This window comes from Rickettsiales bacterium (assembly GCA_035765535.1).
Classification (GTDB): Bacteria; Pseudomonadota; Alphaproteobacteria; order Rickettsiales; family JABCZZ01; genus JABCZZ01.
The window spans coordinates 334,507-352,784 of sequence record DASTXE010000006.1 but is presented as its reverse complement, the minus strand read 5'-3'; the positions used below and the strand labels follow the sequence as shown (position 1 = coordinate 352,784).

Here is an 18,278-nt window from a genome sequence, read left to right as displayed (position 1 = left end):
CTCATAACATCATTTTTAACTGTATTGAGCGTATTTGCTCATTGTTATCAATCGATAGGTTTGACTAGAATCAAGCTTAAGGTGTCCCATTCTGATATTGCTGGTTTATGCAATAACAGTAGTTAATCAGGAGTACTCATGCGCGATAATGGCCCGGTTACCCAAAATGAAGTCTTAATGAAAGATGGTTCTGTTATCGTATCAAGTACGGATGCAAAGGGAAAAATAAAGTTTATAAACAAAGATTTCACCGATATTTCAGGATTCGATAAAGAAGAACTGCTCGGCCAGCCGCATAATATTATCCGCCATAGCGATATGCCGCGTCAGGCATTTGAAGATATGTGGCGTGACCTGAAAGCAGGCAGGCCGTGGAGCGGGTATGTAAAAAATCGTATAAAGAATGGTGATCATTACTGGGTGCATGCCAATGCCATGCCTGTGGTTGAGAATGATGCGATCATGGGATATATCTCAATCCGCAGTAAACCTGACCCTTCTGTTACGGAAGCGGTCAGTAAAATTTACAAGCGCTTTGTGAATGACGAAGCGGGCTCTTTAAGAATTGAGCATGGTAGGATTGTTGATTATTCCCGAAACGCGCAAATCCGGCGCTGGTTCGATAAGTTCAGTTCCAAAATTATTGCGATGGGAGGAATACTTTGCGCGTTCATTCTCATTACGAGCGCAGTCGGGACCTATTATAAATTTAAGACCACTGAGTCATTGCGTACCGTCTATGAAGACCGCACCATACCGGCAGGCCAGCTGGCGGAGGTGCATACCACGCTTTACAGCACGATGCTGCATTTGAGTTACATTGCGGGCGGACAGGAAGATCCCACGCCGCACATTCGGGCAACGGAAGAAGCGATTCCCCGGATGGAAAAAGTATGGGCGGATTATATGGCTACCTATCTGACCGCTGAAGAAACGGTGCTGGCGGCCAAATATGTCGAGCAGTATGAGAAGTATATTGCATCCGGTCTCCGGCCGGCGCTGGAGCTTGCCAGAGCTAACAAGAAGGAAGAACTTGCCCGCTTCCTGCCGAATGCACATCCGCTTTTTAATGCAGTTGAGGTAGCTAACCAGAAGCTCATGCAATTGCAGATGGATGTGGCAAAGAGCGAGTATGATCAGGCCAAAAGCGATACGGCTGTCGGGCTGGCTGTCAATATAACCACAGTACTGGTTTCTATTGTAGCTGCTTTTTTCATTACAAGGCTTATCCGCAAGGTTATTACAGCACGCCTGACCTATATGGATTCGAGCCTGAATTCGATTGCCGGAGGGAAATACGATAACCAGATCGAAGTCGGTGACGATGAGTTACAGCATACGCTCACGCTTGTGAAGGCTTTGCAGGCAAAACTGGCTTATGGGGTGCTGGAGAAGAAAGAGCTTGAGGAGGAGAAGAAGCTAACTCAGGAACGTATGGCGACCGATTTCGAGCAGAGCGTCAAAAGCATTGTGAATATCGTTTCCTCAGCTGCTGCACAGTTTTCACAATCGGCCCAGGAAATGTCCGGAACTGCGAAGGACAGCGTCGTCAAGGTATCCGCTGCAAGCAGCGCGGCTGCGAGTGCAACGTCCAATGTGCAATCCGTCGCCGCGGCTGCGGAAGAGCTTTCCGCAACTGTGAAGGAAATCTCCAGCCAGCTTCAGAAGACCACTGTGCTGGTCAGCCAGTCACAGGAGAAGGCGCATAATGCCGACCGCGCTGCCAATGCGCTGAATGAAGCGACGGTTAAGGTAGCGGATGCGATGAATATGATCGCGCAGATTGCCGGGCAGGTTAACCTGCTGTCGCTGAATGCAACGATTGAGGCTGCCCGTGCCGGGGAAGCGGGCAAGGGTTTTGCCGTGGTGGCGGGGGAGGTGAAGGACCTTGCCAATAAGACCAATAAAACCACTGCGGAAATCAAGGTTATTGTGGATGAAATGCGCCATGCCGCGCAAGATATTATTTCGGCTCTTTCGGAAATCGGCGGTTCGGTGGGATCGATTTCACAGGCGACTTCCAATGTGGCTTCTGCGGTGGAAGAGCAGTCGGCCACGACGAATGAAATCGCAAAGAACATGCAGACGGCGGCAGCCAGCACGCAGTCCATCGCGCATAGTCTGGAAGATGTTCATGCTTCCTCCAACCATGCAGGCATGGCTTCCGAGCAGATTGTGGTGGCATCCAGAGAACTCACCCAACATGCGCAAGACCTGAACGCTCAGGTGGATAGTTTCCTGCAGCGCGTGCGGGCGGGGTAAGCAGCAAGTATTTTTTTGCCTAATATGAGCCAGGTGCTCATTGCAATGCTACCTGAAATTGATTTATCCCATTAATAATATATTAACACTAGAAATGCTATATTGCTGCAAAATGCGGATTTAATCTAATTTTGAGGAATATATGCAGTGGTTTAATGGTGATGAAGCTAAAACCCAAAAGCTGAGGGATTTACTGACACAGGCAGGTGAGCCCGACTTAATGGCCGATATGGAAAGGCTGGAGAATCCGACCCGTCCCCAGGTACAGGCATTGCTTGAAAGAATGAGGGGTTTAACCGAAGAGCAGCTAAGGGATTTAATAGGGCCCAGAAACCCGAATGAGCCGTTATTTGGGATCGACGTACTCCAAACCGATCATTTAAGGCTGATTTTTAATCGCTGGGCTCCGATGAAGGAATGCGGCCTCCATGATCATGGGGGATTGCAGGCGGATCTGCTTTTACAAAGCCCCATGCTCCAGCAAAAATATGTAGTCGATGAAACCGTGCCGTTTGCGCAGCAGCAGCCGGAAAGAATGGTAGGGGCGGGTTCTACAGCACGCTTAACAACTGATGTAATTCAAACGATTGATCCTCAGGATATTCATAGTATACGAGCCATGATTAAACCGGATGCTCCCGATGCCACGGATGTTGCAATCTACTATAATGAGGGTAGGCCCTTAGGAGAACAGTCACCGTGGCGTGTATGGGACCCTGCAACCTGTGCAGAATGCCGTTCTGCATGTGCAACGCTTATGAAAGGCGGTTCAGGGAAGGATATTGCGAGATAAACAAGTAGTAGATTGGGATCTAATGCTTTTATTTGTTGTTGAATACCTCTTAAGCGCGTATGAGATAGCCTCACATTAGAAAGAAGAGCATATGACTGAATTTCCCGGCGTTATTCCCGCACTTAGTGCCGCATTGGCAAAACGTGGCTATACCAGCCTTACTTCCGTGCAACAGGCTGTGGTGGCGCCGGAGCTGCAAAACTCCGACTTGCTGGTTTCCGCGCAGACGGGATCGGGCAAGACGGTTGCATTTGGTCTAGCGCTGGCGCCGACGCTGTTAGGGAAGGAACAGTCCTTTGGCAAAGTGGCGGCTCCGCTGGCGCTGGTCATTGCTCCGACACGTGAACTGGCGCTGCAGGTGACGCGTGAGCTTGAATGGCTGTACGGTGCAAGCGGCGGGACGGTGGCTTCGTGCGTTGGCGGAATGGATATGCGTGCTGAACGACAGGCATTGAGCCGTAATCCCCATATCGTGGTCGGCACGCCGGGGCGTCTGAAAGACCATGTGGAGCGCGGATCGTTCGATACGAGCCAGCTGAAAGCCGTGGTGCTCGACGAAGCAGACGAAATGCTCGATATGGGCTTCCGCGAGGAGCTGCAATATATTCTCGACACTGCGCCGAAGGAACGCCGCACGCTGATGTTTTCCGCGACGGTTTCCAAAGCCATCAGCACCATGGCAAGAGAATACCAGAAAGACGCAAAGCGCATCAGCACGCGGGAAGAGGAAAAACAGCATGCGGATATTGAATATCAGGCACTTAGCATTGCACCGAGCGACCGCGAAAATGCGATTATCAATACATTGCGTTATCACGATGCGAAAAGCGCGATTATTTTCTGCGGCACCCGCGTGGAAGTCAATCACCTTACCAGCCGCCTGACCAACCGCGGGTTTTCCGTCGTTGCGCTTTCGGGAGAATTAAGCCAGAGCGAGCGCAGCCATGCGCTGCAGGCGTTACGCGATGGCCGCGCGAATGTATGCGTGGCAACGGATGTTGCCTCAAGAGGAATCGACCTGCCGGGGCTGGCGCTGGTGATCCATGCGGATATTCCTAAGAACCGCGATATCCTGCTGCACCGCAGCGGTCGCACCGGGCGTGCGGGCAGCAAGGGGATCAGCGTGCTGATTGTCCCGCATAACGGGCGCAGGCGCGCGGAGATCGTGCTGCAGAATGCCAAGGTGAAGGCAGCGTGGGGTAAGCCGCCTTCGATTGAAAATATTCTGGAACGCGACCGTGAGCGTTTCCTGGCGAATCCGGTGTTTAATGAAAAGATAAAAGACGAAGAAAAACCGGCGATTGCGGAACTGCTTGCGCGCCATCGGCCCGAACAGATTGCGGCGGCGTTGCTGCGCCTGCATAACGCCCAGAAACCCGCTCCGGAAGAATTGCTGGATGCGGCGCCTGCTGCCGATAGCAAAAAAGCGTCCCGCGAGGATTTCAAGGACAGTGTCTGGATATCGCTTTCCGCCGGGCGTGACATGTCGGCAGAGGCACGCTGGATATTGCCGATGCTTTGCGGCAAGGGCAATATCACCAAGCGGCAGATCGGCGCGATTAAGATTCACCAGAATGAAACCCATGTGGAGCTTGTTGCCGACTGTGTGGAGAATTTCTTCAAAGCCATAGGCGAGGGCGGCAGGATAGAGAAGAATATTGTGGTGACACAGATACAAGGAACGCCGGGCACGCCTGAACAGGGCAAGGGCGGTTCGCACAAAGTCCACAAAAAGCATAATGACCGCAAATCGCCTTTCAAGAAGCATGGCGACGGTGGAAAACCGAAGCATCACTTCAAGAAGAAGCATAAAGAGCGCAGGACCTGATATTACTTCACGGATTTCTTGCGCAGGCGCTTAGCATTGCTTTTCGCTTTCCTGTGTATGGGTGCGGAGGCAATCTTGTGAAGCCTGGAAGATTGATGCACGACCGTATCCAGCATCTTTTCCGTTGTCCGGGGTAGTTTCTCCGGGTTTGCAAGCGCTTTCAGAAACATGCTCTGTATCTCGGAAGCTGCGGCCATATTGCCTTCGGCCACAGCCATTATTTTTTCCTGCCACATATGCGTGAATTCGGGATGAGAAAAGGGAATCTTGCCCTCAAGCGCCTGTCCCATCATTTGCGTGCGGTAAAAAATAGTTTCCCAGCACGCCATTGTTAATTGCCAATTCGCATCCGCCTGTTTAGCGGCGGCCTGCCACGGCGAAGCTTTAAAAAATGTATTCCATAGTGAATTCATACGGTTCTTAGAGTACCTCTTATATAGTGTGCTGTTAAGTTTGTGTTTATTTAGCGGGTCTATTATTAAAAAACAGCTATGTTCTGGGGCAAGCTTAATATTGGGGGCTGAATTGAGAAAATTAGATATCCGTTTCGTTGTGAGGACGGAGCAAGAGCTATAGCGTTTTTGATGCTTGAATATGCAGTAGGTTATTGAGCTGCTCCGCTTTAATGACTTGTTCTTTGCCGACTAGCTTCTTCATGAGCTCTATCGCTATATTGTGGTAATGTTCGCCCTGATCACTTGCGCAGATATCCTCAATGACATAAGGGCGAATATTAAGCTCGAACAGATCTATGACGGTTTTCAATACACAGGCTTCGGTAGCGACGCCGCATACATAGACTTCTCTGGCCTGCAAACGGGTTAAATACTCGCACAGTTCCTGCGTAGCGCATGTGTAAAGAGGACGTTCAATAATGACAGCATCTTCGCGTGCGGTTAATGCCAGATCCGTATCCGAATGGCCTGGCGTCAGTTTCTGATAATCCAGAATATTGCGAAACGGCAATGGATCGGGGTTATAAAATTTTGTAAAGATGACATGCTTAAACTGATGCTGAAGGGTATTCAGTTTCTCCAGCACATGGGATGAACATTGCGTGATAAAACCTTTCTGAGCATCCACAATAATAAGAATATCGGACATATATCCCCACTCTGGTTGATATATTTCACTCTTACTTTTGCGGTTATATATTCTCTATATGTACATTGTGAGCAGAAATAAAAGTGCCGAGCTGATTTACTAGCAATGTGTATTGATAATGTGGCAATAGATGCATCTAGGCAAATCATTTGAAAGAGTGTTAGAATCCCCCTATGACAGCATGTAAGTAGAGCGGCAACGGAAACCAGCATCAGAGTAAATTAATGGCGGACCAAGAGAGATTCGAACTTGCGAAGTTCCTAGATTCTCCCCTGTTTATGATAGTTTTGCTCGAAGTCCGGACGAAGTCAACTTAATTATGTGATAACAGTATGTTGACTAATAGAGCAACTTATGGCTAGAGTAGAGAGATTATTTAATATTTGAGATACAGAATGCGTTCATCACAGCGGGTGCTGCCTGAGATTTTCCTGTTCACCGCTATGGTAAGCACAATTTGGGGCCAGTCTGTTTATGCAGATCCGCCTTTGCGTACACTGACTCCGGCTGCTATTGAAAATGAACATCCGGCGCCTGCAGCCGAATTTCCTGCTCCGTATTCTCCCCCAGAAGCTGCACCTGCTGCTCTGCCTGCAAGTAAATGGCATACCAAAAGAAGAAGCTATACCCATCGCCACAACTTTATTCCCAGTTCACGCGCTTCTTCTTTGAATAGCCGGGAAGTTATTCTGTTGGCTCCTGCAGCAAACGATTGGAGCTTTGAAGTAAAGAAGCTGGTTGAGACGCCAGCCATTATATTCGCTTCTGTTGAAGGGAATCATCATGCATATCCTCCTGTATCAAATGATACTACTGCCCGGAATAAATTTGAGCATGATAATCTGACACCCGAGCAAATAAGCAGCCTAGAGACGGCAAGGGATGCTAAAACATATCAAGCAGCTTATGACGTGGGCAAGAATCTGCCATCTGCACTGCGTGCATATACAGCGGGTGCTGTTGCCTTTAAGCAAGGGGACTTTCAGCATGCTCTGACCTATTTCAATGAGGCGCAGGTAGTAAAGGATTCTCATCTTGAAGCTGCTTATAAAGTCTGGGCGACTTTCATGCTGGGACGTACTCATGCCAAATCTGGTGTATATGATAAGGCTAGAAACGCCTTTATTCAGACACGGGATATGGTTGCGAAAGGAGCACCCGATCCACTTGGGCTTGCCTCAGAAAGCTATGGGGAAGAGGCTCGGCTTGCCCTAGATGAAGCCGGGGGCGTATTAGGAGAAGATAAATTCAAACCGGATCAATCTGGCCGTTTGGAACATTTCCGTGAAGCTGTCCGGCTTTATGTGATGCAGGCACAGACCGGTTCCAAAAGGGGCCTGAATTCTCTGCATATACTTTGCAAGGAAATCAAGAATCAGCCTTCCGATTTTACGTTATTGACGCAGGATGAAATGATCCGGCGGATGTTTATTGCCTATGTCCGCGGTTATCACTCAGGCTTTTGGGGCGATACTCAAGGCTATAGCAGTTCTTCTGGTGGTGTCGAGAGCAGGGAGGAATTCATCACATCGCTGCTTAAGTTATTTCCTGCTGAAGATAAGGATGTGGCCGATCAACTGGCTGCGGCTGCTCTTGAGATAGATAATTTTGACCTGGTCAGCCATTACGCGCAGCAAAAGCAATCCGCCTTTTCCATATGGACGCAAGCCCGGATAGCCTTACATGCAAATGACATTGAGAAAGCTGCCAGCCTGTATGAAAAAGCTGCAGAACAGCAACAGCGGGAAACCGTGCATCCTTCGCTTGATCCACGTAATGAAGCCATGGCACATGAAAAAGCCATACTTGCTTTGGCGCGCGGTCAGTTTGTGAAGTCGTTTGAAGAACTTTATGTTCTGCAGGATGTTGGCGATTTTTATTTTGTTGCCGACAGAATTCTTACCATTGATGAACTGAAGCAATTTGTTAAGGCGCATGAAGTGACTGAGAAGACTGCCCCGCAGGCTGCTTCCGATTCGCACGAGTATGACTACCGGATATTTTATAAGCAATTTAGAGATAAAACCCTTAAGTTACTTACGGCGCACAGATTAATGCGCATGGGAAGCTACCATGAAGCACTAGATTACTTCCCTGAAAAGAAAAGTAATTTCGGTCCCACCGAGTATGATTTTGCACAACGCTATACTGAGTGGCTTGATGCATTAGCATCCGCTAATTCCAACATTGGCAAAGCTGAAGCGTTGTATCAGGCGGCCATGATCATGCGGTTGCATGGGGATGACATGATGGGGGATGAATTGCTCCAGTTGGAAGCCCCAGATGCTGACCTATCGGGCAATCCGTACGTAAGCCAGGAAGAGCGTAACCGGTTGGCGGCAAGCCGTGCTGAAACCACTTTGCCTCACAGCTTTCGTAAAGTGGCCACAGCAGCAGCTGTGCAGGCTGCTGAGTTGTTACCACCCAAGTCACAAGCTTATGCAGCTGTTCTTTGTCATGCGACAGGTTGGATAGAACCAGTAGACGAAGGGCGTGCTCAAGAGCTATATCGTCTGTATATTAGTAAAGGGGCCATTGTTCCCTGGGCTACTCATTATGGACATCATTGTCCTGCGCCTGATTTTACCATGGCAAAGTATCAGGATATAAGGCGCATCTATATATGGGTAAAACTAGTAAGTCGTCGTCATCCGATAATTATCATAACAGTGGCTATATCAGGAATCTTAATGGTAGCAGGAGGAATGCTGTTTATTCATCGCCGCAAACGTAAGCTCACCGCCAGAGTTGCCTTTGGAGATAAACAGGAGAAATAGAGGTGATTTTTCTCTCTTTCAGAATATCTCCGGCGGTCTTTTTAAAAGGAACCGCCCGAACAGCGCCAGACACGGCGATACACCTGTTAACGTATTGATATATAGGGTAAAATGGCGGACAGGGTGAGATTCGAACTCACGGTGAGCTTGCACCCACGGCAGTTTTCAAGACTGCTGCCTTAAACCGCTCGGCCACCTGTCCGGCTTGCAAAATCGCGCGGTGAGACGCTTATAGCATAAAATCGGGCTATGTCTATGACATCTCTTATAGCGGGGGCTTGCGCAGGAAGGAAGAATCCGGGCTGCTGGTCAGGCGCGGGCCGCCGCCCATGCCTTTGCTGCTCTGGTGCTTGCGGATAAGCAGCTGCATATTGGCCGGATTATCCGATTCCGACAGGGCGACTTCTTCCGAGATGATATTTTCGCTATAGAGCTTGAACAGGGACTGCTCGAACGTATGCATGCCCTCGTTGCTGTTGCGGGTCAGCAGGTCGGGTATTTCCTTGAGCTTGTTTTCCTGGATGAGGCTGCGGATGAAGCCGCGGTTTAGCATAACCTCGGTAGCGACGGTGCGCGTGCCCTGCAGCGTGAGGGCGAGGCGCTGCGAGAAAATGCCGAGCAGATTGAAGGCGAGATTATAGCTGATCTGCTTATGCTTTTCTTCTGGGAAGAAGTTCAGCACGCGTTCGATCGTCTGGCAGGTATTGCCTGCATGCAGCGTGGCGACGCATAAATGCCCGGTTTCGGAGAAGTTCAGCGCATGTTCCATCGTTTCGCGGTCGCGTATTTCGCCGATCAGCACCACGTCCGGTCGCTGGCGCAGCGCGTTCTTCAGCGCCATGCCGAAGGAGTAGGTATCCACGCCGATATCGCGCTGGTTGATGATGCAGCCCTGCGGCTGATGGATGAACTCGATAGGGTCTTCCACTGTCAGTATATGGCCGTAGCCGTATTTGTTGCGGTGGCCGATCATGGCGGCGAGCGAGCTGGATTTGCCGGAGCCGGTCGCGCCGACGATCAGGATCAGGCCGCGGTTTTCCATGATGAGGTCGCCATAGGCTTTCGGCAATTTCAGCGACTCGATGGTAGGGATGTCGGAATGGATGCGGCGCAGCACGATGGCCGTGTGCTGCTGCTGGCGGAAGACGTTGACGCGGAAACGGCCCACATCCTGACGCTGGATGGGAATATTGAATTCCATGGTGGAATAAAATTCGTCCAGCTTGTCTTCGTCGAGAATCTCGCGCAGGACGGAGTCCACGTCCGCATCCGTGAGCGGTCCTTCCGCCAGCGGGACGATTTTATCCGCAATGCGTACGCTCGGCGGACTGCCTACGGTCAGATACATATCCGCACTGTCGAGCTCAATGAAACGATGAAGAAGCGCGTCAAGTGTATAAGTGCTCATAGATCAGAAACTTTCATTGAATTTGGAATTCCGGGGAGAGGCGGCCGGGCGTCCGCCGAATGGATCGTTACCGCCTGAAGCTGCAGCGCCGGGGAGAGCATCTCCCTCGGCATTGCCCGCCGTGGCGAGCAGGCCCTTGGCAGTTTCGGGCGAGATAACGCCGTCATTGAGTAACTGGTAGGCTGCGTCTTTCATCGTGCGCATGCCGGCCTTGCTGCCGACCTGCATCATCGAAGTGATCTGCGGCACTTTGTTTTCGCGGATAAGGTTGCGGATTGCAGGAGTGCCCAGCAGGATTTCATGCACGGCGACGCGGCCTGTGCCGTCCGCGCGTTTGACGAGCGCCTGGGTAATCACAGCTTCGAGCGACACGGAAAGCATCGCGCGCACCATTTCTTTTTCGCCTGCCGGAAAGACGTCAATAATACGGTCGACGGTTTTCGGAGCGGAGTTGGTGTGTAGCGTGCCGAATACCAAGTGCCCGGTTTCTGCCGCTGTCATGGCCAACTGGATGGTTTCAAGGTCGCGCAACTCGCCCACCAGAATCACGTCCGGGTCTTCACGCAAAGCGCTACGCAATGCTTTCGCGAAGGATTTCGTGCTGGCGCCGATTTCGCGCTGGTTGATAAGCGACTTCTTGGAAGTGTGAATGAATTCCACCGGGTCTTCAATCGTCAGGATGTGTTTGGCTTCGCTCTGGTTGATATGGTTGATCATGGCGGCAAGGGTCGTGGATTTGCCGGAGCCGGTCGGTCCGGTCACGAGCACAAGCCCTTTATGCAGCTCACACATTTTCTTCAGGATTTCCGGCGCATTCAGTTCCTCAATCGAATAGATGCGCGTAGGGATCGTACGCAGCACGGCGGCAGGGCCCGCAAGTGTGTTAAAAGCGTTGATACGGAAACGCATGTTTTCGCTATAGGAAAGCGCGAAGTCCACTTCAAGGTCGCGTTCGTAATCCGAGCGCTGTTGCTCGGTCATGATGGAATAAATGATGTGACGCACTTCTTCCTGCGTCATCGGGGGCATTTTCAGCGGCAGCATATCGCCGTTCACGCGCAGAATAGGCGGATTGCCGACGGAAAGATGCAAGTCTGAGGCGTTGTTCTTCTGGGATGCGAAAAGGAGGTCGGTTATTTCCATGATACTGACTTTCAAGGTAATCCGGGTTAGAACTGGGGATCGCGCCACAGTCCTTTTAGAACCTTGCCGCCTTATCCCTTAGGCTTATTAGACAATATAAAGGTTAATCTTTGCTGAATTTCGTCGGGGTCCGCTGCAATTTTTTCACCGCGTTCGCTTGCCGTCAGCAATTCTTTATATAATTCAGCGGCATTTTCCCAATCTCCCTTATGATCCAATATGATAGCCATATTGTAGCGGTATCTGAGGTTTTCAGGAGCAAGGTTGATAGCGGTCGTCATCTGTTGAACGGCGGCGGGGTAATTGCCTTGTTTTTCATAGATAATTGCCATCTGGGCCGGAATGGGGCTGAAATCCGGGTGGGTCTTTTCCAGCCTGCCCAATTCGACCAGTGCTTCTTCCGGCGCTTCGTCCGCCAGGAGCACGAGGTAATTATTCAGTCCTTCCACATTATTCGGGTCAATCACGAGCAATTGCCCGTAAAGCGGGCGGGCGAGCTGAGGCTGGCCTGCACGGTGATAGGTCGTGGCAAGACCGAACAAAGCGAGTTTATTGTTAGGCTGTATCTGCAGCACTTCTTTATAGAGTTCAATGGCACCTTCCTGGTTCCCGGCCAGCAGATTCTGGTAAGCCTGTTCCAGCATTCCTTCCACATTCACTTTCGGTCTGCGCACGCTGATCTGGATGCCGACACCGGTATGTTTTTCGACATCGACGTCATTATCGAGCGGATTCTTCTGCATATGCGCAATGTGCACCGGCGCCTGTTTCACGGTACGCTTGCGTCTTTGGGCGGGGAGGCCCGCGATAATCTGTTTATCCTGATCCGACAATGCGCCGGTGGCGGTGGCTGGAGAAAGGTCCGGCATTGGCACTGCGGCGGATGCCGGCACATGCAGCGGAGGAACGGCGAGGGTTTCATTGTCTTTAAGCATCTTCTGGATGCTTTCGTTTTTCAGCAGGACAATTTTAGCTTCGCCCTTCTGAACAGGGCTCGTCGTAGCGGTTTCAGCCTGTGCCGTTTTCCACGGTAGCGTAGACTCTACCTGTATTGCAGGAGCAGGCGCGGATTGCGGTTTTGCCGGAGCGGGTTGTGCCTGTGCCACTGTCTGAGTAGCGGGTGCGGGGGCAGATGTTTCGTCATCCAGCCAACCGACAAGCTTTTGCGGCGTTGCGGGTTTTGCCGCCAGATGTTTTGCGGCTGCCGTTTTTACGGAGCGTAACGCGGCTGTTTCCTTATGGGGAAATTTTGCGGCGTACTGGCTGTAATAGGCAAGCTTGAGTGAATAAGCTACCGTGTTTGTGTCCGTCAGGTAATCCTTGGGCATGTTTCCGGCGGCGCGGAAGCTTTCCATCATGATGGGCGCCGGAGCAGGGTGGGGGGATGTTTGCGGAATGTCTGCGTCAAACAATCCTGACGCGAGTGCGGTGCCTGAAAGGCTGCTGCATAGAAAGGCTACAGATAAGCCGATTCGCCGGAGTGAAAATCTGTATTCTGTTTTATGCATATCTCTGGTCAGGGCATTTTTTACATAATATGCCGTATATAGTAGATAGCAAGACGGGATAAGACAATAACTAGTTTAATAAATTTGCATTTTTATGCAAAGTGCGTTGCAATTTTCAACGCCTCTGCCAGACGCTTCATATAGTGTGCTTTTGTCACAGTGACCGCCCCGAATTGCAGCAAATGATCGTTGATATACTGCGTGTCGAGCAGAATGAAGTTTCGCTCGCGCAGCCTTTCCACCAGATGCACGAGCGCTACTTTACTTGCATTGTCGCTTCGGCTGAACATGCTTTCGCCGAAGAATGCTCCGCCGAGCGATACGCCATAAAGCCCTCCGACGAGTTTTCCTTCATGCCAGCATTCCGCGCTATGCGCGTATCCGTGCTGTGCAAGTTCGCAGTAAAGCGCGATGATCTGATCGTTGATCCATGTCTGCTTACGTTTGGGGGAGGTGATTTCGGCACAGGCGCGGATTACTTCAGGAAAAACGCGATCGAATGTTACTTCATAATCGCAGTGGCGCATGAATTTCTTCAGGCTGCGTGGTATATGAAAATGTTCGAGGGGCAAAATGCCCCGTTCCTCGGGGGCATACCAGTAAAGTTCCTGCGCGTCCCTGCTGTCGGCCATCGGGAAATAGCCGTTTGCATAAGCCAGAAGCAGTTGTTCAGGTGTGAGACTGTCTTGCATGGGAAGCCGCTTCGAGTAAGCTGTTTCCTGTTCTTATCGCTATGGCTTGATTATAGTCAATGCCGATGTATGGTGGAAGGGTACATTAGAATGCTTCCATATACCCGAATCCGATGAGGCGATATGACGAATGCAGCGATCAAGACGGCAGAGCATAATACGGCGTCGCGGGAGGTTCCGCCTTCCAGGGAGCCGCATGTTTGTCAGCAGCCGGAGAATATTATGGACCGCCTGTTCCATGCAGCCATTGGGCGGATGACGGGCAATCTCTCGCCGGTTTCGCTGGCCATGGCGGGGCTGGATTGGGGGCTGCATCTGGCATTCTCGCCGGAAAAGCTGATTGCCCTGCATAAGGATATGCTGCAAAAAACAGCACAGTTAAGCATGTATGCGTTCAATGCAGCCTCCGGGCAGGCAGTGGAGCCCGTTGCCCAGCCTGCGCCAGGCGATCGCCGGTTTTTGGATGAGGCCTGGCAGCATCTGCCGTTCAATGTGGTGCAGCAAAGTTTCCTTTTGTATGAAAACTGGTGGGAAGGCGTGACACGGGATATACGCGGCGTATCACCGCACCATCTGAACATGGTGGCGTTTGCCGCGCGTCAGATGCTGGATATTGCCGCGCCTTCCAACAATCCGTTTACGAATCCGGAAGTCATACGTACGACGGTGCAGGAAGGAGGATCGAATTTCCTGCGCGGAATGGCCTATGCATGGCAGGATTTGGCCGGGGCGATGGCGGATCTGCCGCCTGAAGGGGCGGAGGCTTTCGAGGTGGGCAAGCAGGTTGCCGTGACGCCGGGTAAAGTGATTTATCGTAACAGGCTGATGGAACTTATCCAGTATGAGCCTGCGACGAAGGAAGTATATGCGGAACCGGTGCTGATCGTTCCGGCATGGATCATGAAATACTACATTCTGGATCTCTCTCCTAATAACTCTCTTGTGCGTTATCTGGTGAATAAAGGTCATACGGTGTTCATGATCTCCTGGAAGAACCCGGACGGGCGCGACCGCGACATGGGAATGGAAGATTATATGCATCAGGGAGTGGAAGAAGCGCTCAAAGCGGTGCGAACGATTACCGGCCAGCGTATTCATGCAGTGGGTTATTGCATCGGCGGCACGCTGCTTTCCATGACGGCGGCAGCGCTTGCGCGGCGCGGCGATGATTCCATCTGTAGTATTACGCTGTTTGCCGCGCAGACAGATTTTGAAGAAGCTGGTGAATTACTGTTGTTCATCGATGAAAGCCAGGTTGCTTATCTGGAGGATGTCATGTGGCAGCAGGGCTATCTGGACAAGTTCCAGATGGCAGGCGCCTTCCAGATGCTGCGCTCGAACGATTTGATCTGGTCGCGGCTTGTTCATGATTACCTGCAGGGCAAGCGGCAGGGACTGAATGATCTGATGGCGTGGAATGCGGATGCGACGCGCATGCCGTACCGCATGCATAGCGAATATCTGCGGCATCTGTTCCTCAACAACGATCTGGCAGAAGGACGTTATGAAGTAGACGGCGAACCGGTGGCGCTGAAGGATATTCAGTGTCCTGTATTTGCGGTGGGGACGGTGCGCGATCATGTGGCTCCGTGGAAGTCCGTCTATAAAATTCACCTGCTGGTGGACAGCGACGTGACATTCGTGCTGACCAGTGGCGGGCATAATGCGGGGATCGTCAGTGAGCCGGGGCATAAAGGTCGCAGTTACCAGATCGCTACGGCTAAGGATGGCATCCATTACCTGCCGCCTCAGGAATGGGCCGAGCAGACAAAGGTGCAGGAAGGCTCCTGGTGGGAAGCATGGGAACGCTGGCTTTCAGAGCATTCTTCTGCTAAAAAGACTCCTCCTGCCATGGGTGGAAACTCCAAGCAATATATTCCGCTGGCGGATGCGCCCGGCACCTACGTTTTAGTGAAATAAGTCTCTATTTTAGGAGTCGAACGATGCAGAGTATCAATCCTGTGACGGGTGAACTCATCCGTGAATATGAGCCGCATACGGCACAACAGGCTGCAGAATGTATTGAAGAGGCGCATGCGCGTTTCCTCTCATGGAAAGGCATGTCGTTCGATGAGCGTGCAGGATATATGCGCAATGCGGCGGTGGTGCTGCGCAAGCGTAAGGAGGAATTTGCTGCGTTGATGGCGGATGAGATGGGCAAGCCGCTTGCGGAGGGCAGGGCTGAGATTGAGAAATGCGCTGCGACCTGCGAATATTATGCTGAGCATGCGCAAGTCCTGCTCAAGGACGAGAAAGTGGAAACCGAGGCGCGGTCGAGCTTTATCACGTGGCAGCCGCTGGGAGTGATTCTGGCGATCATGCCGTGGAACTTTCCGTTCTGGCAGGTGTTCCGCTTTGCGGCTCCTAATTTAATGGCGGGGAATGTCGGTGTGTTGAAACATGCATCGAATGTCTGCGGCTGTGCGCTGGCGATTGAGGATATATTCCGCGAGGCAGGTTTTCCGAAAGGGTGTTTTTCCACATTGCTGATAGGGAGCGATGCGATGGAGAGTGTCATTGCGCATAAACATGTACGCGCCGTCACGCTCACAGGCAGTACCCAGGCTGGAAAAGCGGTGGCGGGCAAAGCGGCTGCGCTGCTCAAGAAGACCGTGCTCGAGCTTGGGGGCAGCGATCCTTATGTCGTACTGGCGGATGCGAATGTGAAGGAGGCGGCCATCGAATGCGCGAAGAGCCGTCTGATAAATGCCGGGCAGAGCTGCATCGCCGCTAAGCGGTTTATTGTGGTGGCTTCTGTGCGCGAAGAATTCGAGCGTCATTTTTTGGATCATTTTAAGCAAGCAGTAAGCGGCAATCCGCACGATGAAGGAATAGGCATCGGACCGCTGGCGCGTGAAGATTTGCGCGATACGTTGCACAGCCAAGTAGAAAAATCCGTGAAGCAGGGAGCGAAGCTATTGCTTGGCGGAAAGGTGCCAGAGGGCAAGGGCAGTTTATATCCACCAACGGTGTTAAGCGCTGTCCGTCCGGGAATGACGGCATTTGAAGAAGAGCTGTTTGGGCCGGTGGCGGCTATTATCGAAGCTAAAGATGAAGAAGATGCGTTCATGCTTGCCAATGCATCTGCCTTCGGGCTCGGCTCAGCAATTTTCACTTCCGACATGCGGCGAGCGGAAGAGCTGGCGAAGACGCGGATCAATGCGGGGCAGTGTTTTGTCAATGCGTTCGTGCGTTCCGATCCGCATCTTCCGTTCGGCGGTGTCGGCGAGAGCGGCTACGGGCGTGAACTCGGTGCGCTGGGCATACGCGAATTCATGAACGCCAAGACGGTCTATATCGCCTAACCGATTGACGGCGACGCTATATTATAGTTATCATGCGCGCGTCATCAACGGAGGGGTTATGCTGCCGACCATACGCTATATATTCCTGACAGCCTGGCGCGATAAAATGTTCTGGGTGCTGCTGGCGGGTATATTAGCCGCCGGGGTGATTGCCCATATGCTCGGCGCGACAGCGCCTGACAATACACGCGAGCTGACAGCGGTTTATAGCAGTAACGCTGCACGCGTGATGATCATCATCGGGCTGATCGTATTTGTCTGTTCTCATCTTCAGCATGCGTTTGAGACGCGAGAAGTGGATGTGTTTCTTTCACGCCCTCTTACAAGAACGAAGCTTATCCTTGCCTATTGGGTCGGGTTTGCGAATGTCGCACTCATCCATGCGGCGGCGGTTGTCCTGCTGCTTGGCATGCAGGATGTGGTGAACTGGAAAGGGTTTCTCTTGTGGTCCGGCTCTCTGCTGCTGGAATGCTGGCTGGTGGTGGCAATTGCGCTGTTTGCTTCATTCACGCTAAAGAGCAGTGTTTCAGCCGTGCTTGCCAGCATGGGATTTTATATGCTTGCACGCATTATGGCGTTCTTTGTGGTGACCACGCAAACGACTTTCCTGTTCCAGCAGCAATGGCTCAATGCGATCGTGGTATATATCCTGAAAGGAATTTCCATGATCATGCCGAGGCTGGATTTCTTTGCCAAGGATGAATGGCTGACTGCCGGTGTCCACCATGCGGCGGATCTGCAGCTGTTCGTGGGGCAGGCGGCGATCTTTATTCCGCTGCTGATACTGGCGACAGTAGCCGATTTCAATCGAAAGCAATTTTAAGACGTTGAATAGTTTTTACTTTGACCTGCAACTTGCGGGATTGTAGTCTGACTGGCCCATCAACCCTGACTAGGAGGCATTATGTCCGCGAAAGCAATTCCTGAAGGTTTCCACACCATTACACCGAGCCTGCTTATTAACGGTGCGGCAGAAGCGATTGCTCTTTACCAGCAAGCGTTTGGCGCGAAAGAAGAATACAGGCTTGATACACCGAATGGCAAAATCGGTCATGCCTGCATCACGATAGGGGATTCCAAGCTGTTCCTGAGCGATGCCGATCCCGAAACCTGCGCTGCCAGCAATATTGTGCCCAGCGCTTCCAGCTTCTATCTGTATTTCAAAGATGCGGACGCGCAGTTCGCACAGGCGAAAAAAGCGGGTATGAGCGAGCTGTTTCCCGTGCAGGACATGTTCTGGGGCGACCGCATGGGGTGCCTCACGGATAAATTCGGCATCCGCTGGACGGTGGCAACACATGTGCGCGAGGTTTCGCCGCAGGATATCGAAAAAGGCATGAAGGAAATGTATTCCAAGAAAGCAGCCTAACCTATTGTATCTAATTCACTCCTGGCTGTGTTTACATTGCATGGCCGGGGGTGATTTGAGCAGTGGCGGAATTCTTCACATTTATAGTG

The 18,278-nt window shown here is 51.6% G+C and carries 14 protein-coding genes and 1 tRNA gene; 8 read left to right on the top strand and 7 right to left on the bottom strand.

The window, feature by feature from the left end; genetic code table 11:
- The first annotated feature begins 138 nt into the window (after positions 1-138).
- From VFT64_10330 to VFT64_10320, 3 genes are all read left to right on the top strand, one after another.
- Positions 139-2,262, top strand: coding sequence for a methyl-accepting chemotaxis protein (locus tag VFT64_10330; protein ID HEU5048224.1), 2,124 nt, complete (start codon positions 139-141; stop codon positions 2,260-2,262).
- 142 nt (positions 2,263-2,404) lie between these two features.
- Complete coding sequence (locus VFT64_10325) at positions 2,405-3,055, top strand: hypothetical protein (GenBank protein ID HEU5048223.1); 651 nt, start codon at positions 2,405-2,407, stop codon at positions 3,053-3,055.
- Positions 3,056-3,146: 91 nt separating this feature from the next.
- On the top strand, positions 3,147-4,883 hold the full coding sequence (locus VFT64_10320; protein HEU5048222.1) for a DEAD/DEAH box helicase: 1,737 nt from the start codon (positions 3,147-3,149) through the stop codon (positions 4,881-4,883).
- A gap of 2 nt (positions 4,884-4,885) precedes the next feature.
- Here VFT64_10320 and VFT64_10315 read toward each other — a convergent pair whose 3' ends face one another.
- Both VFT64_10315 and VFT64_10310 read right to left on the bottom strand, forming a co-directional pair.
- A complete protein-coding gene (locus VFT64_10315) occupies positions 4,886-5,296 on the bottom strand; it encodes a hypothetical protein (protein HEU5048221.1) in 411 nt (136 codons plus the stop codon).
- Positions 5,297-5,453: 157 nt separating this feature from the next.
- On the bottom strand, positions 5,454-5,987 hold the full coding sequence (locus VFT64_10310; GenBank protein ID HEU5048220.1) for an isochorismatase family cysteine hydrolase: 534 nt from the start codon (positions 5,985-5,987) through the stop codon (positions 5,454-5,456).
- 395 nt (positions 5,988-6,382) lie between these two features.
- Between VFT64_10310 and VFT64_10305 the strand changes: the two genes are divergently transcribed.
- Positions 6,383-8,764: a hypothetical protein gene (locus tag VFT64_10305; GenBank protein HEU5048219.1), complete on the top strand. Its 2,382-nt coding sequence runs from the start codon at positions 6,383-6,385 to the stop codon at positions 8,762-8,764.
- A gap of 112 nt (positions 8,765-8,876) precedes the next feature.
- On the opposite strand, the gene VFT64_10300 is transcribed toward VFT64_10305, so the two are convergent.
- The 5 genes from VFT64_10300 to aat form a co-directional block, all read right to left on the bottom strand.
- Positions 8,877-8,966 (bottom strand) — tRNA-Ser (locus VFT64_10300).
- Positions 8,967-9,029: 63 nt separating this feature from the next.
- A complete protein-coding gene (locus VFT64_10295) occupies positions 9,030-10,172 on the bottom strand; it encodes a PilT/PilU family type 4a pilus ATPase (GenBank protein HEU5048218.1) in 1,143 nt (380 codons plus the stop codon).
- A 3-nt stretch (positions 10,173-10,175) separates the two neighbouring features.
- The gene (locus VFT64_10290; GenBank protein HEU5048217.1) at positions 10,176-11,315 is read right to left on the bottom strand and encodes a type IV pilus twitching motility protein PilT; all 1,140 of its coding nucleotides are present in this window, start codon (positions 11,313-11,315) and stop codon (positions 10,176-10,178) included.
- Positions 11,316-11,386: 71 nt separating this feature from the next.
- Entirely contained in the window at positions 11,387-12,673 is a 1,287-nt protein-coding gene (locus tag VFT64_10285) for a tetratricopeptide repeat protein (protein ID HEU5048216.1), read from the bottom strand.
- 242 nt (positions 12,674-12,915) lie between these two features.
- Positions 12,916-13,515, bottom strand: a complete 600-nt coding sequence (gene aat, locus VFT64_10280) for a leucyl/phenylalanyl-tRNA--protein transferase (protein ID HEU5048215.1) — start codon at positions 13,513-13,515, stop codon at positions 12,916-12,918.
- 123 nt (positions 13,516-13,638) lie between these two features.
- Here aat and VFT64_10275 point away from each other — a divergent pair, with 123 nt between their 5' ends.
- The 4 genes from VFT64_10275 to VFT64_10260 all read left to right on the top strand — a co-directional run bounded on the left by VFT64_10275 (position 13,639) and on the right by VFT64_10260 (position 18,189).
- Positions 13,639-15,435, top strand: coding sequence for an alpha/beta fold hydrolase (locus VFT64_10275; protein HEU5048214.1), 1,797 nt, complete (start codon positions 13,639-13,641; stop codon positions 15,433-15,435).
- Between the two features lie 23 nt (positions 15,436-15,458).
- Entirely contained in the window at positions 15,459-16,820 is a 1,362-nt protein-coding gene (locus VFT64_10270; GenBank protein HEU5048213.1) for an NAD-dependent succinate-semialdehyde dehydrogenase, read from the top strand.
- A gap of 58 nt (positions 16,821-16,878) precedes the next feature.
- Entirely contained in the window at positions 16,879-17,643 is a 765-nt protein-coding gene (locus tag VFT64_10265) for a hypothetical protein (GenBank protein HEU5048212.1), read from the top strand.
- Positions 17,644-17,724: 81 nt separating this feature from the next.
- On the top strand, positions 17,725-18,189 hold the full coding sequence (locus tag VFT64_10260) for a VOC family protein (GenBank protein HEU5048211.1): 465 nt from the start codon (positions 17,725-17,727) through the stop codon (positions 18,187-18,189).
- The last annotated feature ends 89 nt before the right edge of the window (positions 18,190-18,278 follow it).